Here is a 23510-nt window from a genome sequence, read left to right on the forward strand (position 1 = left end):
AATATGTTAAAGACAAAAAATAAAATTATACTGGGTTCGAATTCACCCAGGCGAAAACAGCTTTTGAGTGATTTGGGAATTGAATTTGAGGTGAAAGTAAAACCTACTCCGGAAGATTTTCCTGAAGATTATCCTCCCCAAAAAGTGGCAGAGTTGCTTGCCAGACGAAAAGCCAATGCCTTCAAACTGGAGTTGAAACCAGATGAGTTAATTATTACTGCAGATACTACTGTGGTAATGGGGAATAAACTACTGGAAAAACCGGCAGATGCAGCAGAAGCCGAATATATGATAAAAGCATTATCGGGGAAAAAACACGAAGTGATTTCCGGAGTTTGTTTGCTTTCGGTTGATCAGGAAATTAGCTTTAGTGACACCACAGAGGTTTATTTCAATGAATTGTCCGATGAAGAAATTAACTATTACATTCAAAAGTTTCGACCATTTGACAAGGCCGGTGCCTATGGTATCCAGGAATGGATAGGTATGGCAGGCATTTCCAGAATTTCAGGTTCTTTTTACAATGTAGTGGGCTTGCCTGTGGCCAGGCTTTATCAGGAATTGAAAGGATTTTAGAGTTACTCTTTTTTAGTTTCCTATGGAATTAAATAATTAAAAACCTTCTCCTAAATCCTTCCAATAGGGGATAGGAGAAGGTTTTGATTTAATATTTTTCTTACTTTTTAATCATTTCCAAAAGTGGAATGAAGGGATCCTGGTTTAATTCAAAATGCTGAAAATCTTGTCCTGCTTTTAAATCAGTGATTTCAATGTCTAAAAGGTCATTTTGATGCAAAGTAGCTACTTTGGCTCCTGTGCTTAAGGTTTTCCAGTCTTCCCAGGTGAATTCCAGGCCACCGATGGGAATAATACTTACCCACATTTTCCAGCTGGTTGGCTGGAAATTCTCATCATATAACCAGACATAGGCATCTCCAGGTGTTACTCCTCCGGATGAATAGGAGATTTTTAGCCCTTTCCTTCCATCTTCAAGAGTAACCAGACTCCTTTCAGTACCGGGATCATAAAGTTTGGCAGCTGCATTTAGCCAAAAACTATCATTACAAAAGTAGGCCCAGGCCTTATCTACAAGTTTCTGATTTTCCCCTCCGGTGATCTCTGTGCTATTTTCGTAACTTTTGCCCTTTATGCTATCCATATTCACCAATACTTCCTTTTCCCCCCAGCTTACTTTTACAAAATTTCTTTCCTTATCCCACAAATAGGTATGCATTCCCTTGAATGTCCAGGCTACAAGTTTAGTTGAATCCCATGCAGGTTCATTTATTGATTTTAGCATGTTTTGAGCCACTTGCTCAGCTTCGGGGCCTTCCTTACCCAAGGGCTCTTTCTCATGGCTGATAAATCCCCAGAGAAAAATGATTATTAAAATAGCCAAAACGACAAGGCCTGTGAATTTTAATATTTTTTTTAGCATCTTGATTTCTGATTTATTTTAATTTAGTGCCTCTCGGTTTTAATAATAGCAAAAGATTAAAACTCAAAACAAAGAAAAAGGTTAGGAATATTTTCAATAATCATCCTTAAATTTTTGACCTGTTAATTAATTCTTTTAATATTGGATTGGAATGTGGAAGTGTTTGCTACTTTAAAAAAAGAGTATCCTCCTGCATGGCTAAAGTCTTCCCTTTAAATTTCTGTTTCAAATGGGGAAGCGTTTTTTCTTAATATTAAATAAGTAAAAGTACTTAAATACCGAAATAACACATATCAAATGGAAAAATTCTTAGGAATTGATATTGGAGGAACAAATGTAAAATTTGGTCTGGTAGAAACTACAGGAAATTTAATCTATAAGAAAAAGTACCCAACAGCTGAGGTAGGAGAGGATGGAAAATTCATTAAGAATTTTAAAAAAATTCTGACCAAACAACTCGAAAAAAATCCGAGTGTAAAAAAGGTGGGAATTGGTGTGCCTGGAACACTTTCCAAAGACAGGCTCTGGACACTGGAATTACCAAATATCCCTGGTCTGGAAAAAAAGCGGTTTTTAGGAGAATTGAAAGATCATTTTAAAGACATTGTTTTTCATGTGGAAAATGATGCCAATGCAGCTGCTCTTGGAGAATATTACTTTGCCGAAAATAAAGTTCCTGATAATTTTATCTTTATTACTCTGGGAACAGGAGTTGGGGGAGGAGCCGTGATTGACGGACAAATCTTTAAAGGGGGTGATGGCAACGGAATGGAAATTGGCCATATCGTTTCCAGCAATGGTAAAACTATTGAAGAAAATATTGGGAAAAAGGGGATTTTGGGCATGGCCCTTACTACTTTGGAGGGTTATGAAGGACGATCAGTCCTTTCGGAAATGGGCGTTTTAAATCCTAAAAAGGTAGTGAAAGCCGCTCATGGACAGGATAGTCTGGCGCTTGAAATTTTCTCTGATGTAGGAAAATATCTCGGAGAAGCCATAGTAAGCGCTATCAGGTTGCTGGATGTAAAAACTGTTTTAATTGGAGGTGGAGTTTCCGATACTTTCGAGTATGTAAGACATAGCATGTACGATTCCATTAATCATTATCTCACACCCTATTATACGGATAAACTGGATATCAGACTGGCTACATTGGGAAATGAAGCCGGAATTATCGGGGCCGCCTCTCTGTGTTTTATTGAAGATTAAAGGTTTTTAAATTGATTATTAGCCTATTACCTTTGCTTTAACGTATTGTATTTTACCAAATGCTGAAATAATTGTTTTGGTAAAATTATTCTGGCACCCAGCCTATTATTCTTTGCATTCTCATGATATTAATAGCAGACAGCGGATCTACCAAAACTGATTGGGCGGTAGTAAGTGAAAAAGGAAAAATTACTACCATTAAAACACCTGGAATAAATCCCTATTACCAGGGTGCTGATAGTATTATTAAGGCCCTGAAAATCAACCTCAAACCTGAATTAACTGCGTTCACTATTCAAAAGGTTTATTTTTATGGCGCTGGTTGTACCGATGAAAAGGGAGAGGTGGTGAAACAGGCCTTGAAAAAAATATTTCCCAATATTGAAATTGCAGTAAATAATGACCTTCTTGCTGCGGCAAGGGCAACTTGTGGCCATGAAAAGGGAATTGCCTGTATTTTGGGAACTGGTGCCAATTCTTGTTATTTCGATGGAATTACTATTCAGGAAAATGTGCCACCCCTGGGCTATATTTTAGGGGATGAAGGCAGTGGAGCGTATATCGGAATAAAATTGCTCAGCAATTTTTTGAAAGGAGAGTTTCCCGAATTGTTGAAAGTCTCCTTCATGGAGTCCTATCAGATTAAAAAAGACACTGTTCTGGAAGCAGTATACAGAAAACCATACCCCAACAGATACCTGGCTGGATTTTCCAGGTTTGCCCACAGATATAAAAATCATCCCTACATCATAAAGTTGTTGGAGGAGGGTTTCCAAGGCTTTTTCGACAGGAATGTGATGAAATATGAAAGCTGTAATACAGTGCCTGTGCACTTTGTTGGAAGTATAGCTTTTCATTTTAAAGACATTCTGGTTCGTGAATCACAGAAAAAAAAGATAATTTTGGGAAATATTTTGGAGAGTCCTATTACAGGACTGGCTGATTACCATCAACCAGCCTGACAATTACGAGAACCTTAACTACATAAATAATTACTATCATGATCAAATTTTGTAATATTAAAAGCACATAAAAGATGAGTACAACAGAGTCTTCTTCCAAATATGATAATTTGGAAAAAATGCCATTATTTGACCTGCTGAAGAACATTAACAAGGAAGACCAGACAGTTCCCCTGGCAGTGGAAAAAGCTATCCCTTCTATTCAGAAACTGGTTGAGGAAATCGTGAAGCGAATGAAAAATGGCGGAAGATTATTTTACATTGGGGCGGGAACAAGCGGAAGGCTTGGCATAGTGGATGCCTCAGAATGCCCTCCTACTTATGGGGTGCCACACGGAATGGTTATCGGGCTAATGGCTGGTGGAGATGAAGCCATCAGGAAGGCCGTGGAATATGCTGAAGATGATTTTGAGCAGGCGTGGAAAGACCTGCAAGCATTTGACATCAATGAAAAAGATACGGTAATAGGCATTGCCGCTTCAGGGAGAACTCCTTACGTAATAGGTGGATTGAATGATGCTAGGAAGGCTGGGATGCTAACCGGCTGTATTGTTTGTAATGAAGGGTCGAAGGTGGCTGCAGCTGCGGAGTTTCCTGTGGAGGTTGTAGTGGGGCCTGAGTTTGTAACCGGAAGCACCAGAATGAAGTCCGGAACTGCACAGAAATTAGTGCTCAATATGGTATCTACTTCGGTAATGATTCAGCTTGGGAAAGTGAGGGGAAATAAAATGGTGGATATGCAGCTGAGCAATCATAAACTCGTTAACCGGGCCATTAATATGGTGATGGAAGCTACATCGGTTTCGGAAGAAAAAGCAAAAGAATTGCTGGATGAATATGGTTCTGTGCGTGAAGCAGTGGATCACTATATGCAGGAATCTAACTAGGACTTTTTTTTAAGATTTTTACTTTTATTTTGGCTGAAATCAGGTGAATTATTTGAGATAAATAATCCCGGGTTTCAGCCATTTATTTTGCCAAATCTGTCAAATGTTATTTCCTCAAAGGATATTATTTTGTTTATTGGAAAAGGTAAAAAAAGTAAAACATGGAAATTGAAAAAAAGCAAAACCGAAGAGATTTTATTAAGAAAACTGGAGCAATTGCAGGCAGCATAGTAATGGGCGCTCAGTTGTCATTGGCTGCATCACAGCCAAAACTTACCAACAAGCTTCCTAAATGGAAAGGATTTAACTTTCTGGATTTCTTTTCCCCGGATCCTAATAAAGGCAGAGGAAAATCAAAAGAGGAATATTTTAAATGGATGAGTGATTGGGGGTTTGATTTTGTGAGGTTGCCCATGGCATATCCTTATTATGTGAAATTTGACCGTGAAAAACCTATTACCACTTCCAGGATAAGAAAATTTGATAAAAAAAGAGTGGAGGAGATTGAGGAACTGGTTTATCTGGCTCATAAATACAATTTACATGTGAGCCTAAATTTGCACAGAGCTCCCGGGTTTTGTGTAAATGCTGGATTTCAGGAACCTTATAATTTATGGACCAGTGAGGAAGCCATGGAGGATTTTGCTTATCACTGGAAGTTTTGGGCGAAGCGGTTTAAAAATGTTTCCAGAGAAAAAATTTCCTTTGATTTGCTTAATGAACCCTGTGTGCGGGAAGATATGAATGATCAACATTCCAAAAGATCGGCCATACCCGGAGACCAATACAGGAAATTGGCACTCATGGCTTCCAAAGCCATAAGAAGTGCAAATCCTGATCATTTAATTATAGCGGATGGTAACAATGTAGGACGTGATGTAATTCCCGAAATTATGGATTTGGATATTGGCCAGAGTTGCAGGGGTTATAATCCGGCCATTATTTCCCATTATAAAGCCAGTTGGGTGTATAAAGATTCCAGTAATTTACCTGAACCAAAATGGCCTGGCCAGGTGGGTGATCAATATTTAAGTAAAGCCATGCTGGAAGAAATGTATAAACCCTGGATAGAATTGGTGCAAAAAGGAGTTGGCGTGCATTGCGGAGAATGTGGAGCCTATAATAAAACCCCGCATGATGTATTTTTGGCCTGGTTCAGTGATGTAACCGATGTTTTAACGGAAAACGGAATTGGGTTTGCCCTGTGGGAATTTAAAGGAAGCTTTGGAATTCTGGATTCAGGAAGAGAAGATGTAGATTACGAAGACTGGTATGGTCACAAACTAGATCGGAAATTGTTGGATATGTTGATGAGTAAATAGATGTTTAAATCATAAAAACTGATTAATTAAATTCTGAAAAACAATTTCAAGCACTGATACAAAGATTAAATCAATCAGACTATTGGCAGGATAAAGATTTTGATTGGTTTAGGGAAATTTTTGGAGTCGATAAAAAAGGCAAAAATTTATTTGCAATCTGCTTAAGGAATATGATTTTGAATCAGATAGCTTATTTAAACTATGGAGGCTTGCTGAAATAGTAAGAAGGGGAGATGTGTTGGGGTTTGCGGGAGGAAGCATCTTTCTGACTAGACTTTTTTTGCTTACTTTTTTTTGTCAATGACAAAAAAAAGTAAGTTGGGTTGAAGGGTGAAAACCCTTGGGATATGTTGGGGAAATATGGGTAAATGGTAAATAAGGCTTCAAAAGCATCTAGTAGTGCTGAAAATTACCAAATGCATTTGAAACCTTCCTACTCCTTTGTTTTCCCCATAAAAACACTTACTCCTTTTGGCATGGGATTTCCGGAACTTCTTCGGAAAGTAACAACCTGACCTACATGGTAAATGGCATCGGCAACTGGTCCGTTGATCATGTTCCAGAAGGGAAACTCAGACTTATTATCACCTCTTTGAAATACCACTAAAAATTCATCAAAATCTTTTTCCTTACAGTTCCTTAGAATTTCAGATGCTTCTTTTAAATTTTGTAATGTCCTGGCCCGGGTCTCCTCAAAAGTCAGTTTTTCATCCTTTCCCGATCGAATATTAGGTTGCTTTTTAGTGGCGTTCACCAATGTATTTGAAAGTCCCAGAATATGGTCTAGCGTTTCCTGACTGGTTCTGGTGGCTTCTCCTTCCGGCTTATAGTTCAGGTCCTTTTCGGTTAATCCTTCTGTTGCCCAATAATATCGGTAGCCCAGTCCTTCCACCATTCTGGCCATCACATTTCCCGGAGAATAGCTTTCCGGATAAGGAGGGATTTCTTTAAGGGGTAAATCATTTTCCTGAGCCATAGTGGTAAAAGATAAAAAAAGCAATAAAGCAATTGCTGCGAGCTTGTTCATTTTTGAGTAGTTGATTTAGGGTATAGGTAAATCTTTTAGCGCCCTAAAGATATAAAAAGGATAAGTTTTTACACGATCCTTATTAAGGATTACTTAAGAAATGATTTTCCCCACTTCGGCTTTATAGTTTAAGAATACTTCCTGGCAGGTTGCCTGATCTGTTTGGATTTCGAGGATTTTTGGTCCTTCTTCACCAGATAAAAATTTTGGTAATTGTTTTTGAAAATCTGCTCTGGAATTAGCGATAGAATACTCGAAATTAAATTCATTGGCCAAACTTTCCCCATCCAGATTTTGCCGGGTTACAAAATATTCTTCTAACTCCTTAAGTTTTCTTGGCCCCTCAATCATTCGGAAAATTGTTCCTCCATGATTGTTAAGCAGTAAAATCCTGATATTCTTTTTCAGGTAATTATTCCAAAAAGCATTTCTGTCATAAAAAAAGGCAAGGTCTCCGGTAATTAAAAATTGCACCTTATCAGAAACAAGCGAATGCCCTATCATGGTGCTGGAACTGCCATCAATGCCACTGGTTCCACGGTTAGCAAAAACTTCTGTTTCCTGATTTTCCTTTAAATTAATAAAATTCGCATACCGCACCGACATGCTGTTGGCCAAATGAAGGTTACTGTTTTTTGGGAGGTCTTCCAATACTGATTTCACCGATTCAAATTCTGAAAAAGTCTGGTTTTGGAAATAGTTTTGGTGGAATTTTTCAATTTTTTCATCCTCCTTTTTCCAGGTTTCTAAAAATGAATGATGGCTTTCCTTTTCCAGGTTTTGATTCAAAAGTTCCCTGAAAAAATAATCAGCCTGCACCCGGATAATATCTGTAAGACATTGAAAAGTATCCGCCACATTTCCCTCTTCCTGAATGTGCCAATGATATTTGGGAGGATTTTTTCGCAAAAATAACTTCAGGTTTTTAGAAATGACAGAGTTCCCAAAAGTGATAAGCAATTCTGGTTGAAGTTGGGTTAAATTAGAGTTGGAATTAGCCAGAAAAGCATCCTGATGCCTGATGGCATTTTTGGCATTAAAGGCATTGGAAATAATATCGGCAACCACAGGAACATGGAGCTTTCCCAGAGTTTCGTTCAACGATTTATCTTTTCTTCCCTGACCAGCTACTACCAATATTTTGCGGTAGCTTTTCCATACTTCCGCTTTGGTTTTCCATTGTTTATGCAGGAGTATACCTGAATTTTTTTCCTCCCTGATAATTCTTCCCGAAGTGAATTTGATTTCCTGATCTGCTTTTGGATAAAATGGCTCACGAAAAGGCAGGTTGACATGCACAGGTCCGGGAACTCCGTTTTTACTCAAATTGATGGCCTCATTTATTATTCGGTTCACATGCCATTTGGCATCCGGGTGGGAATAATTTGCAGGCAATTGGTAGGAGGCTTTGATATGGTTTTCAAAGATATTTTGCTGTCGGATAGTCTGTCCGTCCTGTTGATCAATCCACTCAGGTGGGCGGTCAGCTGTGAGCACTATCAAAGGAATATTTTGATAAAATGCTTCCGCTATGGCGGGGCCATAATTTAAAGCCGCTGTACCTGAAGTACAGGATATAACCACTGGTTTTCTGAGCTGTTGTGCCATGCCAAGTCCCACAAAAGCAGCTGATCTTTCATCGCTTATGGTAATGGCTTTAATTTCCGGATGGTGGGTAAATGCAATGGTGAGAGGAGCAACCCTTGAGCCTGGGGAAAGCACCACATTTTTTACTTCGTGTTGTGCAAAAATTTCAGCAATGTTTAAAATGGTTTGGTAAGAATAATCTTCCATATTATCAGCATATCTGTTGTAGTTCAGGCAAAATTGAACTTTATTTATTGAAAATTAAATTTTTGTATAATCAATCTGAAAATCCTTTGGTTTTTCAATTTCAATCTGTCTTAAAAAAACTTTTTTTCCTCTCTTTGTTTTTTGTGTGCTTCCAATCCTTAGGTCAGGATACCGCAAGGTCTGTCACTAATCAATTTTGGCTGGATTACCTGCCTGGGTTTTATTTTGCAAAAAGGTGGGAAATGCAGGCTCATGCTGGTTTCAGGACAGTAGATGAATTATCCTGGTACCATTTTAATGTGGGCAACTCTGTGCGGTATCATTTCAATTCTCCAGTAGACCTTAGAGCCGGACTAAGATTTTTCTATTTTAATTACAAGGATTATTCGAATACTTTTGAGACCAGAACATGGCAGGGTGCTAATTTTTCCTGGCCGGTAATTTCCTGGTTTAAAATCAACCACCTATTCCGTTATGAACAAAGGTGGGTCCGCTCACTGGATGATGGAGAGGTTTCTTTTTCAGACAGAGGAAGATATCGGATTTCCACTGCTCTCCCATTTAAAAGAAACGTGCAGGAAAAATATTTTTCTTTGCTTTTTTCAATTGAATTATTCCAGGATTTTAAGCAAACAGAATCCATCAATATTTTTAAGAATAATGACAGGGCCAGAGGGATGGTGGGTTTAAAATATAAAATCACACCGGATTGGAGTTCAGAATTTCAGTTCACCACTCAAAGCTCCAAAAGCGGAACAGATGGCAAAAGGGAAACCACAGATTTGCTCTTCTCCATTAAGGTAAGAAGGTTAATCAGGTCTTTGAACTATAGGGATGATAAAAAGCCAGGCAAGAAAATGCGAGAGGGGGAAAAGCTGGCAGATTAATGTAAGTGCTTTAAGGGAATTTTAAATTGTAATTTTTGCTTCTAAATGTACTTGCAACTTCATTCAAAAAAATTAAAATACTGGCAGACTTCATGATAATTGCCAAAATCTCCTAGGTATAAATCCCCGCCATCTTGAAACAAAATTTTGAAAACTTTTACTTGTACTGTATGTTTAATTATAAATGGAATTTTAATTGAATTCATTAAAAATGAAGACTTTATATGAGAGCCCTTTTTTAAGGCTTGGTTATTATAAACCTCAAAAATTAGTCGAAGCAATTTGGCTCTCTGAAACTGCCGGGATGACTGAAATTCAATATCAAAAAGTATTCACTGATTATTTGGTGGTTTTGAATCAAAACCCTCCTGCAAAGTTATTGATTGACGAACGCCAAATGTTATTTACGGTGAACCCTGACTTACAATTATGGGTAACCGATATGGTAAAGCAGGAATTGAAATGGAAATTGGAAAAAATTGCCATTGTAGTCAATTCTGATTTAATTCAACAACTGGCAGCGGAGCAACTGATGCAAGAATCTGATTCTTCCAATATTACAATCACTCAATTTTTTGAAGAAAAGGAAAATGCTATTAAGTGGTTGACAGATCCTCTGTAATTGGGATATTTTAAAATGCATGGTCATACTACTAGACATTTATACAAATTGAATTATTAAAACTTACCAACTTTACTTCCTCCCCCTACCCCCTCTAAAGGGGGAAATGTATTTTCCCCTTTGGAGGGGGTAGGGGGTCAGACCAAATAGTTTTGTGATGGAAAATTTTTTAAAAAAAACTTTCCCTACCCTTGGAGTGCCGAACTACTTCCAGAAGGGGAAAATGATTACAACTTAAAATTTTAATATGTTTAATTAAAAAACTCAGCTTATTTTTCAAGGTAAAAAACAGACTCAAAGTGGCTTTTCCCCTCACCGAGGGGGTTAGGGGGAGGTTTTTAACTCTCCTTTAAAAACCATACAAAAGGAATTTCTAAAAGAACATATCTTTCTAAGATTATTTTTGTCCAGTAGTCTGATACATGGTTTCTTTTTTGAATTTTAGGGAAAGGAAGAACTCTCCCTTTCTTTTTGGGGTTAAACCAAAAACTACCTAATGCTATGAAATACACCCTGGCTTTTGATGTTTATGGAACCCTGATTGATACCTCCGGGGTGTTCGATGCTTTGGAAAAACGAGTAGGAATGCAGGCTAAGGCATTTATGGAAATGTGGCGAAATAAGCAGTTGGAGTATTCCTTCAGGCGGGGATTAATGAATCATTATATAGATTTTTCTGTTTGCACTGCCCAGGCTTTAGACTATTGTTGTCTCGCTTTTAAAATTAACCTTAGCAAGGAGCAGAAATCTTCATTAATGGAAGTTTATAAAGTTTTACCCGCTTTTCCAGATGCGAAGGCAACTTTGGCAGAATTGAATGGAACGGGCCATCGGTTGTTTGCCTATTCCATTGGAAGTAGAAATGCTGTAAGCGAATTATTGGTAAAGGCAGATATTCTTCACTTTTTTGAAGGAATTGTGAGTATGGAAGAATTGAAGACGTTTAAACCCAACCCGAAAGGTTACGCCCATTTCAACAAAGTTACGCACACTGAAATATCAAAGTCCTGGTTGATTTCCGGAAATTCATTTGATGTAATTGGGGCCTTGAGTTATGGTATGAAGGCAGCCTGGGTAAAGCGTTCTCCCGATCAAATTTTCGATCCATGGGGTATTGAACCTACAAAAATTATAAGTTCAATTGCTGAGTTGAAAAATGCTTTGGACTAGTTAATCAAATTCCCTTAAACAAAACCACTGATTCCATATAATCAGGGACTTTTGTATTCCAGTTAAACTCCTGATGAAGAATGGTGGCCAGTGTCTGGGCACTTTTTTCCTCTCCATGGATTACAAAAGTCAGTTTCGGATGTTTTTTAAATCCTTTCAGCCATTGCAGTAATTCTTCCTGATCGGCATGGGCAGAAAGACCGTCAATAAATTCTATTTTGCAATTTACTTTCACCATTTGCCCAAATATTTTAATCTCTTCCTCTCCATCCACAATGCGTCTTCCCCGGGTACCTTCTGCCTGGTAACCAACTAAGAGCAAAGAGTCATTTTTTCTGGGCAATCTATTGTAAAGGTGATGTAAAACTCTTCCACCAGTCATCATACCACTGGCAGAAATGATGATGGCATTTTTCTGAATATAATTTAAAGCCACCGAGCCCTCATGGGATTGCACTATATTCAGGTGTTTGGAAAGCTTTATGAACGATTCATTATTTTCAAGGGCATCATCCTCAATTTTGTGGTATTTGGTATGGTGGCTGTAAATACTGGTGGCGGTTATGGCCATTGGACTATCCATAAAAACCGGAATTTCGGGAATTTCCCCACTGGCATACAAGTCTTTTATGTACATGAGCAAAGTTTGGGTTCTGCCAATAGCAAATGCGGGTATCAGTACACATCCATTTCTTTCACAAGCTGCATTGATGGCATCAGCCAGATTTTGTTTGGGATTAACCATCGGATTATTTCTGTTTCCATAAGTAGATTCCACAAAAAGGATATCTGCTTCTTCAATAATTTCCGGAGCATAAAGAATCGGATCATTAAACCTGCCAAGGTCTCCTGAAAACACAATCTTTTTCCGCTGGTTTTCTCCCTGAATAAATACTTCTACAATGGCTGCTCCCAAAATATGCCCGGCATTCTGGAAGCGAAAAGTGATCAATTCATTAATTTTTACCTCCTCTTTAAAATCAAGTCCTTTTACTTTCGGAAGCACTTTTAAAACATCTTTTGTATCGTAAAGCGGCTTAGGATCTTTGTGTTTGGAATAGCCCTTTTTCTTGGCATAGTTTGCTTCTTCTTCCTGCAATTTTGCGGAATCTTTAAGCAATATTTCCAGTAATTCACCCGAAGCGGTTGTACAAAAAACAGGGCCGTCATAGCCTTCTTTAAAAAGCTTGGGTAAATAGCCGCTATGATCCAGGTGGGCATGGGTGAGGATAATCGCGTCAACCTCAGCCGGATCGATGGGAAAATTATCCCAGTTTCGCTTTCTTAATTCTTTTAATCCCTGAAATAGTCCACAGTCAATTAATAATTTGTAGTCGTCTATTTCCAGTAAATATTTTGAGCCTGTAACGGTTTTTGCCCCTCCAAGGAATTTTACTCTTATATCCATAAAAAATTTATATTTTAGGATTTTCAATTGCCGGCACTGAATAAGGTTGAGCAATTTCTTCTCAATTTCAATTAGTTGCGGCAAAAAAATATTTATACCTGATCAAAATCTAAAATTCAAAAAATTAAAATGTCCCGCTTTACCCTAAAATTTTTGAACGGGAATGATAACCTAAATATAAGAAAGTATGTCGGAAGGAAGAACAGAAACTTTGGATAGAGAAGAACTTAAAAAGAAAATTTCAACCAAGAAAGATGAACGAAGGTTTTTGGAAGGACCGCACCGTTCTTATAACGAATTCCTAAGTGCTTTTAAGATTTTTAAGGAAGTCATAATGGGTTACAGGAAGCTTCGCAATGTGGGGGCCTGTGCTACTGTTTTTGGTTCGGCCCGGTTTAAGGAAGACAATGAATATTATCAAATGGCCAGGGCTGTTGGGGCTGAGTTGTCTAAATCAGGATTTAATATCATGACAGGAGGCGGGCCGGGAATTATGGAAGCCGCCAACAGAGGCGCCAAGGATGTAGGTGGTTTGAGTATTGGTTGTAATATTTTGCTGCCTCACGAACAGGAGCCTAATCCCTATCTGGATAAATGGATTGACTTCAATTACTTTTTTGTGAGAAAGTTTATGTTAATGAAGTATTCTTATGCCTTTGTGGTTTGCCCGGGAGGATTTGGTACTTTGGATGAAGTGTTCGAAACACTCACTTTAATTCAGACTAAGAAAATTAAGGAATTCCCTGTAGTTGCTATGGGAACAGAGTTTTGGAAACATTTGAGAGAATTTAATAAAAAGAGTTTATTAGGAAATAAAACCATTTCTGAGTCAGATCTGGATCTGGTTTATATCACCGATTCTCCAGAAGAGGCCAATGCTTATATTTGTGAAACTATGGTAAGCAGATATGGAGCAGACTGGAAACAGAAGCTTTGTAAGTAAGCTTCCTGAATTGAAAAAATACTTCAGGATAAAAAAACAAAAATTAATTAAATCGAAATGAAGCATTTATTATTAGCACTTTTTTTAACCAGTTTATCTGTAAATTTAGTGATGTGCCAGTCAGCACAATCCGCTAAGGAAGTGAAGGTGAAAAAGGAAATGGAGGAAAAAAAGGAGAAAGAATTGGTCATGAGTTTTGAGGAGTACAATCCCACTTCCACTCTGGTAGTTCCTGAAAATCCGGTGAGCCAGGCCAAATTTCCATTTATAGATGTGCATTCCCACCAGTTTAATATGCCTACTCAGGATTTATCTAAATTGGTTGATTCCATGGATTCTTTGAACCTGGCGGTGTTGGTGAATTTAAGTGGAAGAGGATTCCACAGGGTAGGAGATTTATTTGATGTAAACGGAACCGACTATCTGGCAAAAGCAATGGCAAATGTGAAGAAAAACTATCCCAATCGCTTCATTGTGTTTACCAATGTATCATTCACGGGGGTGGGCAAGGAAGGCTGGGCAGAAAAAGCTTGCCTGGAATTGGAGGAGGATGTAAAAAATGGAGCAAGTGGTTTGAAAATTTATAAAAGTCTTGGGTTTAATGTGAAAGATATTGAAGGGAACCGTGTTGCGGTGGATGATGAAAGACTTGATCCTATTTGGGCGAAATGTGCTGAGCTGGGAATTCCGGTAATTATCCACTCGGCCGATCCGAAATCCTTCTGGGATCCTCAGGATGAAAAAAATGAAAGGTGGCTGGAGCTAAAATTGAAACCGGGAAGGAAAAGGGGGGCTGATAATCCTGTTCCCTGGGAGCAGATAATTGCCGAACAGCATCATGTGTTCATGAAACATCCTAAAACTACATTTATCAATGCACATATGGGTTGGTTTGCCAACAATCTGGGTAAACTTGGAGAGTTGTTGGATGAAATGCCAAACATGTATGTGGGAATAGGAGCAGTGATTGCAGAACTGGGCAGGCAGCCTAAAAATGCCAATTTATTCTTTCAAAAGTATCAGGACAGGGTATTGTTTGCCAAAGACAGTTGGCAGCCTGGGGAATTTCCTACTTATTTCCGGGTGTTGGAAACAGAGGACGAGTACTTTCCCTACTACAAAAAATACCATGCCTTTTGGAGGATGTACGGACTGGGTTTACCAGACGAGATCCTGAAGAAATTATATTATAAAAATGCAATTAAAATCATCCCGGGGATTGACACAAGTCTTTTCCCGGAGTAAATCTTAATTATTTTGAAACTAACCTTCAATCTTAAGTACTTCATTCTGACAGTAATTCTGTTTTTAGTGGAAGTTTATATTGCGATTTATGTGAGAGATCAGTTTATTCGTCCCTTTTTTGGTGACTTTCTGGTGGTGATTTTACTGTATTGTTTTGGGAAATCTTTTATGAAAATTAAAGTAATTCCATTGGGGATAGCCGTTTTGCTGTTTTCTTACTTAATTGAATTTCTGCAATATTTAAAAATTGTGGAAATACTTGGTTTGGAAGGCAATACAATTGCCAGAGTAGTAATTGGAACTACTTTTCAGTGGGGTGATATTTTAGCATATACTCTGGGGATTTTGTTTGTGGTAATCGTAGAAAAAATTACTGCAAGAAAAAAGGAACTAACCATTTAGTGGCTTGGGTTGTTAGGAAAACAAATAAAATAAAAAAAATGAATTGGAACGATGTCATAAGGTATGCCAATAATGGTTCGCCTGAGCCTGATAGAAGAGTGGAGAAAACTGAAGCAGAATGGAAAGCACAACTCACTGCCGAGCAATATTATATCACCCGGCAAAAAGGTACTGAAAGGGCTTTTACAGGGGCCTATTGTGAAGCCCACGATCCTGGAAAATACAGTTGTATCTGTTGTGATAATTTATTATTCGATGCTGACCTTAAATTTGAATCTGGAAGTGGCTGGCCGAGTTTTACGGAACCCGCAAAGGATAACGCCATAAAATACGAAAAAGACACCAGCCATGGCATGGTAAGGGTGGAGGTCATGTGTAATGTTTGCGATGCCCATTTAGGCCACATATTCCCCGATGGTCCACCGCCAACAGGTTTGCGGTTTTGTATCAATTCTGCTTCTATTCAATTGGTGGAGGAATAGGATTTACCCGTTAAAACTAATCAACTTTTTTGTTTGGCATGAGGTAAATCCAGTTCAACGAAATAATTTGCTTTGCCTTCCTAAGGCTCTTTTATTTACAATAAATAAAAAATTTAATGATGAAAAAAAGAGCCTTTTTTATTACACTCCTTGGTCTTTGTATCTTTTCAGGTTGTACCGTACTTTCATTTTATCCCTTATTCACAGAAAATGAATTGGTCAAAAATGATCAGCTGTTAGGGAAATGGCAAAGTATAAATGGCGATACCGTAATTTGGGAAATCAGTTTTAAGGATAGCATTTGGATGGAAAAAATGAATAGCCCTTTTGATTTAGGCAGTAAAGAGATTCCCAACAGATTTACTTACACTTTAAATTTATATCTGAAGGGTGCTCCTGAAGAGGCAAAGGCTGAATTCCATGTGCATTTAGTGAAATTGGGCGATCAAACTTTTTTGGATTTTTATCCGGTAAATTGGGCTATGCAAAACACTATTCTTGCCTTCCACCTGATGCGGGTCCATACCTTTTCCAAAGTTGAATTTCATGAAAATGGCATGGAAATAAAATGGTTTGATTCTGAATGGTTGGAAGGGTTATTTGCAAATAACAGGGTAAGAATTCGTCATGAAAATAATGGAGCCAATATCCTTTTAACGGCAAAACCTGAAGAATTACAAAAGTTTATCCTCAAATATGGGAATGATAAAAATGCCTACAGTGAGGATTTGACTTACAATTTAAGCAGGTATTAAGATGATTTTAGGAAGAAATGTTTTGCCATTTGTTTATAGGGTAAGCCAGCACATTTTGTTTTGGATGACCTCCTTTTTGGGATTTGCGCACTTATTCAAAATTGGGGACACAGTACAAAAAATTGATTATATTTTTGCAGGATTTTTTCATGTGAGTTTAATCTTAGGAGTCTATATCAATCTTTTATTTCTGATTCCGAAAATATTCCAGAAAGGGAAGTATCTGGCGTATGGTGTTTTTATTATTTTCACCATCATTGGGATGAACCTCCTTCATTATTATGTTTTTAATTCACTGATTGACAGGCTTCTTCCCGGGTATTTTATCATATCATTTTTTGACCAAATTGATATCTTAATTTTCATAACTGCCTATTTATTAACTTCCTCACTTTTAAAAATTTCAAGAGGCTGGTTTAAGTTGCAGGAAATAAAGCATCAGTTGGTAAGGGCCGAAAAAGAAAAGTATCAGATCCAGTTAGATGCACTGAGGACTCAGATTAATCCTCATTTCCTTTTTAACAGTCTGAATGTACTTCATTCGCTGGCATTGAAAAAATCAGAAAAATCTGCAGATGCTGTAATTGATTTAGCGGATATTTTACGCTACGTTATTTATGATTCAAATAGAAGTAAAATAAAAGTTAGTCAGGAAGTAAAATTAATCGAAGACTATATTAGTCTTCAAAAATACCGTATAGAGGAATCTTCCAGGATAGAATTTACTGAAAAGGTTGAAAAAGATAATGAATTAGCTCCTATGCTCTTTTTGCCCCTTATTGAAAATAGTTTTAAGCATGGCATTAAAGGAGATTTGAACCAGACTTATGTGAAAATTAATTTGAAATCGGATGGCACTTGTACCTCATTTGAAATCGAAAATAATAAAGGCAAAGCCGAAGAAATAAATGATACAGAAAACAAGGGAATAGGTATTCAGAATATTAGAGCGAGATTGAAGCTTATCTATCCAGGAAAGCATAGATTTGAAGTGAATGAGACAGCGGAAGTTTTTAAAGTGCAACTATTTATAGACCATGAAAATTAATTGTATTGTAGTAGATGACGAACCTGTGTCAAGGGATACCCTTCATCAATACATTTCCAATTGCCCTTCGCTTCATTTGGTGGAGGTTTGCAAAAATGCCATAGAAGCCTCCATGGTACTCAATACAAAGGAGGTGCATTTGATTTTTCTGGATATAAATATGCCAAAACTTTCCGGACTGCAATTTTATAAATCTCTTGTGAATCCTCCTACAGTAATTTTCACCACAGCTTATCCGGAATATGCCGTGGAAGGTTTTGAAGTGGAAGCCATAGATTTCCTTTTAAAACCCTTCTCTTTCGAGCGATTTTTGAAATCTGTAAATAAGGTTTCTAACCTCCTGAAAATGGCACATAACAAGGATCAAAATGAAGCCTTTATTCTTTGGAAAGCCGATAAAAAAATTCATAAGGTAAAAATTGCGGAGATAGAATACCTAGAAGCGGTTGGAGATTATGTAAAAGTGGTTTATGGCAATTCTTCCCTGTTGGTTCATTCTACTTTTCAAAATATTTTGGCTCAATTACCCTCGGAAAAAATTGTGCGAATACATAAATCATTTGCCATTGCCCTGAGCAAAATTAAGATAATTAGTGCCAACAAGGTAAAATTGAATACCACTTCCATTCCTATTGGCCAAACTTATAGAACAGGTTTTCTTGAGTTTATAAATAACAATTCATAAAGTAACTCCGGGTCCCCGGAAATCATTTTCTTAATATTTCAATTATTTCATTTGGTTTGAATATTATGTCTTTTTTGCAGGACAAATAAATTGATTTTAATATAAAATTCTGTGATTTACAGTTGTGCGGTGTTGAAAATTATAGCTTTTCTTGTTTTATATTTCTTTAATGATATTTTTGAGTGGTAAATACATTAATAATTTGAAATTGCTCTGTTCTTAAGAATTTTTTTAAATTAAAAAGGAATATTATTTTACTATTATATTTTAAAAACTATGAAAGTTTTATTCTTATTAATATCTCTTCCATTTCTTTTCTGTTCGGTTCATGCCCAGGATATCATTACTACAAGAAATAAAGATGAATTAAAAGTAAAAATCATTGAGCAATCTGAAAGGGAAATAAAATATAAAAAAGAGGGATATGAGGATGGACCGTTAATCACCATTAAAACTCGTAGAGTAAAGGAAGTGAAATATCAGGACGGTACTGTGGATTTAGTGGGGAATCAAAACCCCCGGTGGAACAAGCCTTTTGGAGTGCATTTGGGTATTGCTTCAAATTTGGATGAAGCTTATATAAATTTAAGTATGGATTATTTTATCATCCCTCAGGTATCAATTGAAGGTAATATTTCCATGGAATTTGAGTATCAAAACAGCATTTCTTTTGGAAGTAAATTCCATCTTAACTCAAAATATTCCAATAAAAAGTTTACCCCATTTACCGGAGTTTTGATTGGGGAAAATAGTTACTCTAAATTTTTACAGTTGCCTTTAGGAGTGAATTTTATAAATACGAAAGGATTAAACGTGGTGGGAAGTATTAGCCATCTGGCCTATATTAATTCATTTGAGAGTTATTATTCAGGATCAGATGTATTGCTGGAGTTTAAAGCTGGTTGGCGTTTCTAAAAAAAATCCCCCTGACAGAGCACTGGCCAGGGGGAGGCGATTAAACTAATTATTGTTAATCTTTTATTTTTATTTTATCTCGCTTGTAGATGAAACAGGAGGAACTTCCTTCACTTTAGTTGGTTTTTCCTCATCTTTCCAAGGCTTATAATTTTTAGCTTTTGGTCCCATCAATGGCTTTCTGTTTGTTTTTGAAAGTACGATTAATTCAGCAGCCTCAGTGTCATCTTTCCACAATTTGTGATTTTTAGCCTGTGGTCCTGTTAAAATTGTCTCGTTATTTTTTTCAGTAGATACCACTGCTATTTTCTCTACATCTGTATTTTCCCATGGCTTGGCATTTTTTGCCTGAGGCCCCATTAGTCTGTTTTCAGCATTTTTTGAGGCAACAACTGCAGAATAATTGCTGTTGTCATGTTTCCATGGTTTAGCATTTTTGGCTTTAGGTCCTACCTGAGCCTGAGCCAACGAAAATCCTAAGAAAGTTAACGCAAATATTAAAAATAATCTTTTCATCATTGTATAAGTTTAAGAAACCTTTTATCTGTTTTAATTAATTCTTATACAATTATACGCCTCAAATGAAGGGAAGTAACTCTAAGAAATTTGGTAATTTTGAGTAGTAGTATTTTGGTAGGATTAACATCCGTATTTTTACGGATGATTTTTAGCTAAATCAGCCTCAGTTTAGCGGCTTTTTTAATTAACTCTGCAGAATTTTTTACATCCAGCTTTTTCATCATATTTACACGATGAGTTTCTACGGTTCGGGTACTGATAAATAACTTGTCCGCAATTTCTTTTGTAGTAAGGCCCTGAGAAATAAACTCCAGAATTTCAGTCTCTTTTGGAGATAACTTTTTCGGTTCACTTCCTTCCAGTGCCATGTTGCTGATCATCTTTGCTGATATTTCCTTATTGAAATACTTGTTCCCGTTTGCAACAGAATTTATAGCGGTTTTTAATTCTTCCTCATCTGTATTCTTCAATAAGTACCCGAAAGCCCCATCTCTTACACACTTTACAATATAATTTCCATCATTGTGCATGGAAAGGGCAATGGCTTTCACTTTTGGAAAATCCTTTTTCAGTACTTTTAAGACTTCAAAACCATCCATTTTGGGCATACTCAGGTCCAGTAAAATCACATGGGGTACTGTGCCGGTTTTCAAAAAAGCAATTAATTCTTCGCCATCATTCAGGCTGGCAATTATATCAAAATGATCATCGGCTGAAAGAAGAGAAGTAATTCCATCCCTGAATAATTTGTGGTCGTCCGCTATTATTAATTTTATTTTACTCATATTACTTGCCTTTTTCTAAATTTTCCGGGTGCTCCAATAGATCAATTTCCACCTCCACTGTAGTTCCATTTTTGCCAGATTCTATGGACAAATAGCCATTAAATATGTTGACCCTTTCCCTAATGTTTTTCAATCCGGCTCCCGAGGATTTTTTATGGGTTTCAAAGCCTTTTCCATTATCAGCATAGAACAAACTGACTTGGTCATCAAACTCTGTAAGGGAGATTCGAATCATGGAGGCTTTTGCATGTTTTAAAGTATTGTTAATGAGTTCCTGGGTGATTCTGAATATTGTAATTCCAATTTCTGTATCAATCCTGGAGTCCTTTTCCTTGGTATTGTCATCATATTGAATATCTATTTCGGAAGAATCCCGAATAGTACCAACCAAATGGTTAAGCGCTTTTCCTACACCAAAATCAATTAAAGAAAGTGGCATAAGGTTATAGGACATTTGCCTGATTTCACGAATTGTATCGTCCAGCATTTTCTTGAGTTTCTCCTTTTCCTGATCGGAAATGGTGATGGTTTGTACATAGAGTTTCATACTGGTGAGCAAGGGCCCCAGCCCATCGTGAAGTTCCATGGCAAGTCTTTTCCTTTCCTTTTCCTGTCCTGTAATTAAGGATTTTTTGGCTTGCTTTCTGTTGAATTCTGCTTTTTGGTTGAAGTCCTTTAATTTTTGTCTCATGACTAACAAGGATTCGCCCAACATATCATTTTTACCGGAAGGCTGGTAGTCCTCATCCAGTTTCATTTCTCCAATAGCTTTTGAAAATTGTATAGCCCCGTTGATGGAATTGGTCAGGTCTTTCAGGGCGGAAAACATCTCATTCATTTCAATTGCCCTGGAGTTTTCATTTACCGTAATTTCATAATTCCCCTTTGCCATGGTATTGAGCAAATTCCGCATCTTTAAAACCGGCTGAGAAAGCATATTGGTAAGCACAAGCGAGACAAAAAAGGCTATTCCAATCACCAGCACGGAAATGAAAATCAGCTTTTTGGTGGTTTCCCACAAAGGTTGAGTCGCTTCCTCTACATCAATTTCGGATAAAATGGCCCATTTAATGTGCTGAAATTCAAGCGTATGATAAGCGCTGTAAACCATCACTCCCCGGTAATCTTCAAAAATCCCACTACCATTTTTGCCGCTTATAGCTTCTTTAGAGCCCACCGTTTGAGCATGAATACTAAACGGAGGTTTTTTGGGCATAAACCGGGAGATAGATCGCAAGTTGAAATCTTCTCCTACCAAATAAGTTTCTCCGCTTTCTCCCATTCCTGTTCTTTCCACTAAAATATGTTGGATATAAGGAGTTTGGTACAACTGGATAATGTATTGATTATCAGGGTTGATTTTTACAAAAGCCAGTTTTATTTTCCCATTTTCTGAGAACTCGGTTTTATCGTAAATGCCTTCTTCCAGGTGCTTGTTTTGCCTAAAGTAAATCAGTGTATCCGGTCGGTCTGTTTTAAAGGAATTGCTCAGGACCATTGGGAAATCTTCAATAATTTCGGCAGTGGTATTCGTTTGGGAAGCAATTTTAAAATCGATCCATTTTTGTTCCAGGTATTCTTCAATTTGGATTCTCTTGAGCCTTTTTATAGAAGTTAGGTGGAGTAAAACTCTTTGGTCGAGTGTATTTTTAAATTCTCGGTAATCGAAAATAGTAAGGAAAGCTACCGTAAGGGAAATGAGAGATATAATGTAGAAATTTATCCAAAACTTGATGCTTAGCGCATTTATTTTCATGTTCCGCGTTTTTCTCGATTGTAGGAAAATTGGCAAGTGCTTTTCCGTTTAGTTCTCCAGCATAAAATGGTGGTTTTGGTATTGATAAATTGGTGAAAAGGTGTAAATATTCAATAATACTAAAAGACAATGAAATTATCAAAGAAATAGGGATAGTGTAAAACTGGAATAAGGCAGGATTTGCTTATTTTTTCAAAAATAAGTATAAAAATACCCCTTCTTTGTAGAGTTTTCAGTCAAAATTCTATGATTGCCTTCTAATTGCACCTGCAATCTGCTATTGTCAATTTTCTGCCAGGTGTTATTTTAAAACTGAAATGGCTGTTTAAATAAGGTATAACATAAATTCATTTCCTTATCAACTGATAAAAAAATTATTATGCCTACCTTTGCGCCTTTGCTTTAAGAGGATCATTAATAATAACAATAAAAATGAAAAACGGATTATTGATTTTTCTGGCGGTATTGTTTGTAACTACCGCATTTGCCCAATCTAAAAAAGAGCTGAAAGGAGAAATCGAAACCTTAAAATTAAAAGCCGATTCTTTGGGAAAAGCTTCCGAAAAATTGCAATCACAAATAAACGAGTTTGAATCAAGAAAAAAAGTGGACATGAATGACGAAATGCAAAAATTAAGTTATGCAATAGGAATTTTGATAGGGGAGAACCTAAAGAAAGACGGATTGCTGGATTCTATCACTGCTGAAGTATTTACAGCAGCACTAGAGGATGTGAAAAATGGCAACCAACAAATGCCTCCTCAGGAAGCCAGCCAGTTTGTACAAACTTTAATGGAAGGTGCTCAAAAGAAAAAGTTTGAGAAAAACATTGAAGAAGGGAAAAAATTCCTGGAAGAAAATGCAAAAAGAGATGGTGTGGTTACATTGCCAAGTGGTTTGCAATATGAAGTTTTGGTGGAAGGAAATGGTGCAAAACCAACTGCAAATGATAAAGTGACTACGCATTACCACGGTACTTTAATTGATGGAACTGTATTCGATAGTTCAGTGGAAAGAGGTCAGCCGGCTACTTTTGGTGTGGGACAGGTAATTAAAGGATGGACTGAAGCGCTTTTATTGATGCCAGAAGGTTCGAAGTGGAAATTATTCCTGCCTTACGATTTGGCTTATGGAGAAAGAGGGGCTGGTGGTGCAATTGGACCATATGCTACCTTGGTATTTGAAGTAGAGTTGATCAAAATTGAAAAGTAAAAAGTTTGCTGCCTAACCCAATTAGGGAGGTGGTGAA

The 23510-nt window shown here is 37.2% G+C and carries 24 protein-coding genes; 17 read left to right on the plus strand and 7 right to left on the minus strand.

Features of this window, described 5'->3' with window-relative positions; genetic code table 11:
* Window positions 1-3 precede the first annotated feature (3 nt).
* Entirely contained in the window at window positions 4-576 is a 573-nt protein-coding gene (locus tag A3EM_RS0139585) for a Maf family nucleotide pyrophosphatase (protein WP_020533783.1), read from the plus strand.
* 100 nt (window positions 577-676) lie between these two features.
* Here the strand turns inward: A3EM_RS0139585 and A3EM_RS0139590 are convergent, their stop codons facing one another.
* Entirely contained in the window at window positions 677-1438 is a 762-nt protein-coding gene (locus A3EM_RS0139590) for a hypothetical protein (RefSeq protein WP_020533784.1), read from the minus strand.
* Between the two features lie 297 nt (window positions 1439-1735).
* Between A3EM_RS0139590 and A3EM_RS0139595 the strand changes: the two genes are divergently transcribed.
* From A3EM_RS0139595 to A3EM_RS0139615, 4 genes are all read left to right on the plus strand, one after another.
* Window positions 1736-2647 carry an ROK family protein gene (locus A3EM_RS0139595; RefSeq protein ID WP_020533785.1) on the plus strand — a complete coding sequence of 304 codons (912 nt, stop codon included), beginning with the start codon at window positions 1736-1738 and terminating at the stop codon, window positions 2645-2647.
* 122 nt (window positions 2648-2769) lie between these two features.
* On the plus strand, window positions 2770-3609 hold the full coding sequence (locus A3EM_RS0139600; protein ID WP_020533786.1) for a hypothetical protein: 840 nt from the start codon (window positions 2770-2772) through the stop codon (window positions 3607-3609).
* A 74-nt stretch (window positions 3610-3683) separates the two neighbouring features.
* Window positions 3684-4496 carry an N-acetylmuramic acid 6-phosphate etherase gene (murQ, locus tag A3EM_RS0139605; protein WP_020533787.1) on the plus strand — a complete coding sequence of 271 codons (813 nt, stop codon included), beginning with the start codon at window positions 3684-3686 and terminating at the stop codon, window positions 4494-4496.
* Between the two features lie 161 nt (window positions 4497-4657).
* Window positions 4658-5818, plus strand: coding sequence for a glycoside hydrolase family 5 protein (locus tag A3EM_RS0139615; protein WP_020533789.1), 1161 nt, complete (start codon window positions 4658-4660; stop codon window positions 5816-5818).
* A 433-nt stretch (window positions 5819-6251) separates the two neighbouring features.
* On the opposite strand, the gene A3EM_RS0139620 is transcribed toward A3EM_RS0139615, so the two are convergent.
* Both A3EM_RS0139620 and menD read right to left on the minus strand, forming a co-directional pair.
* A complete protein-coding gene (locus A3EM_RS0139620) occupies window positions 6252-6845 on the minus strand; it encodes a DinB family protein (protein WP_020533790.1) in 594 nt (197 codons plus the stop codon).
* Window positions 6846-6938: 93 nt separating this feature from the next.
* Window positions 6939-8639 (minus strand): 2-succinyl-5-enolpyruvyl-6-hydroxy-3-cyclohexene-1-carboxylic-acid synthase, encoded by a 1701-nt coding sequence (gene menD, locus A3EM_RS0139625; protein ID WP_020533791.1) that lies wholly within the window; start codon window positions 8637-8639, stop codon window positions 6939-6941.
* Window positions 8640-8701: 62 nt separating this feature from the next.
* Between menD and A3EM_RS0139630 the strand changes: the two genes are divergently transcribed.
* From A3EM_RS0139630 to A3EM_RS0139645, 3 genes are all read left to right on the plus strand, one after another.
* Entirely contained in the window at window positions 8702-9526 is an 825-nt protein-coding gene (locus A3EM_RS0139630; protein ID WP_211212048.1) for a DUF2490 domain-containing protein, read from the plus strand.
* Window positions 9527-9737: 211 nt separating this feature from the next.
* A complete protein-coding gene (locus tag A3EM_RS0139640; protein ID WP_020533794.1) occupies window positions 9738-10148 on the plus strand; it encodes a hypothetical protein in 411 nt (136 codons plus the stop codon).
* A 501-nt stretch (window positions 10149-10649) separates the two neighbouring features.
* Window positions 10650-11318, plus strand: a complete 669-nt coding sequence (locus A3EM_RS0139645; RefSeq protein ID WP_026210878.1) for a haloacid dehalogenase type II — start codon at window positions 10650-10652, stop codon at window positions 11316-11318.
* 4 nt (window positions 11319-11322) lie between these two features.
* Here the strand turns inward: A3EM_RS0139645 and A3EM_RS0139650 are convergent, their stop codons facing one another.
* On the minus strand, window positions 11323-12726 hold the full coding sequence (locus A3EM_RS0139650) for an MBL fold metallo-hydrolase RNA specificity domain-containing protein (protein ID WP_026210879.1): 1404 nt from the start codon (window positions 12724-12726) through the stop codon (window positions 11323-11325).
* A 187-nt stretch (window positions 12727-12913) separates the two neighbouring features.
* Between A3EM_RS0139650 and A3EM_RS0139655 the strand changes: the two genes are divergently transcribed.
* From A3EM_RS0139655 to A3EM_RS46800, 8 genes are all read left to right on the plus strand, one after another.
* Window positions 12914-13669, plus strand: a complete 756-nt coding sequence (locus A3EM_RS0139655; RefSeq protein WP_020533797.1) for an LOG family protein — start codon at window positions 12914-12916, stop codon at window positions 13667-13669.
* Between the two features lie 57 nt (window positions 13670-13726).
* Window positions 13727-14914 (plus strand): amidohydrolase family protein, encoded by a 1188-nt coding sequence (locus tag A3EM_RS0139660; RefSeq protein WP_157638310.1) that lies wholly within the window; start codon window positions 13727-13729, stop codon window positions 14912-14914.
* 12 nt (window positions 14915-14926) lie between these two features.
* Window positions 14927-15316 (plus strand): ribosomal maturation YjgA family protein, encoded by a 390-nt coding sequence (locus tag A3EM_RS0139665; protein WP_020533799.1) that lies wholly within the window; start codon window positions 14927-14929, stop codon window positions 15314-15316.
* A gap of 38 nt (window positions 15317-15354) precedes the next feature.
* Window positions 15355-15798 carry a peptide-methionine (R)-S-oxide reductase MsrB gene (msrB, locus tag A3EM_RS0139670; RefSeq protein WP_026210881.1) on the plus strand — a complete coding sequence of 148 codons (444 nt, stop codon included), beginning with the start codon at window positions 15355-15357 and terminating at the stop codon, window positions 15796-15798.
* 116 nt (window positions 15799-15914) lie between these two features.
* Window positions 15915-16553: a hypothetical protein gene (locus A3EM_RS0139675; protein WP_026210882.1), complete on the plus strand. Its 639-nt coding sequence runs from the start codon at window positions 15915-15917 to the stop codon at window positions 16551-16553.
* Between the two features lies 1 nt (window position 16554).
* Window positions 16555-17601: a sensor histidine kinase gene (locus A3EM_RS0139680; protein ID WP_020533802.1), complete on the plus strand. Its 1047-nt coding sequence runs from the start codon at window positions 16555-16557 to the stop codon at window positions 17599-17601.
* Complete coding sequence (locus tag A3EM_RS0139685; RefSeq protein WP_020533803.1) at window positions 17591-18286, plus strand: LytR/AlgR family response regulator transcription factor; 696 nt, start codon at window positions 17591-17593, stop codon at window positions 18284-18286. The genes A3EM_RS0139680 and A3EM_RS0139685 overlap by 11 nt, the downstream gene beginning before the upstream one ends.
* Before the next feature lie 276 nt (window positions 18287-18562).
* A complete protein-coding gene (locus A3EM_RS46800; RefSeq protein WP_020533804.1) occupies window positions 18563-19201 on the plus strand; it encodes a hypothetical protein in 639 nt (212 codons plus the stop codon).
* Between the two features lie 69 nt (window positions 19202-19270).
* On the opposite strand, the gene A3EM_RS46805 is transcribed toward A3EM_RS46800, so the two are convergent.
* The 3 genes from A3EM_RS46805 to A3EM_RS46810 form a co-directional block, all read right to left on the minus strand.
* Complete coding sequence (locus A3EM_RS46805; RefSeq protein WP_157638311.1) at window positions 19271-19720, minus strand: hypothetical protein; 450 nt, start codon at window positions 19718-19720, stop codon at window positions 19271-19273.
* A 152-nt stretch (window positions 19721-19872) separates the two neighbouring features.
* A complete protein-coding gene (locus A3EM_RS0139700; protein ID WP_020533806.1) occupies window positions 19873-20505 on the minus strand; it encodes a response regulator in 633 nt (210 codons plus the stop codon).
* Window position 20506: 1 nt separating this feature from the next.
* On the minus strand, window positions 20507-22261 hold the full coding sequence (locus A3EM_RS46810; protein WP_020533807.1) for a sensor histidine kinase: 1755 nt from the start codon (window positions 22259-22261) through the stop codon (window positions 20507-20509).
* 432 nt (window positions 22262-22693) lie between these two features.
* Between A3EM_RS46810 and bamJ the strand changes: the two genes are divergently transcribed.
* Window positions 22694-23473: a BamJ family beta-barrel-assembly machinery protein gene (gene bamJ / locus A3EM_RS0139710; RefSeq protein WP_020533808.1), complete on the plus strand. Its 780-nt coding sequence runs from the start codon at window positions 22694-22696 to the stop codon at window positions 23471-23473.
* Window positions 23474-23510: the final 37 nt, after the last annotated feature.

Origin of the sequence: Flexithrix dorotheae DSM 6795 (assembly GCF_000379765.1) — a bacterium.
In the GTDB taxonomy this organism is placed as follows: Bacteria; Bacteroidota; Bacteroidia; order Cytophagales; family Flammeovirgaceae; genus Flexithrix; species Flexithrix dorotheae.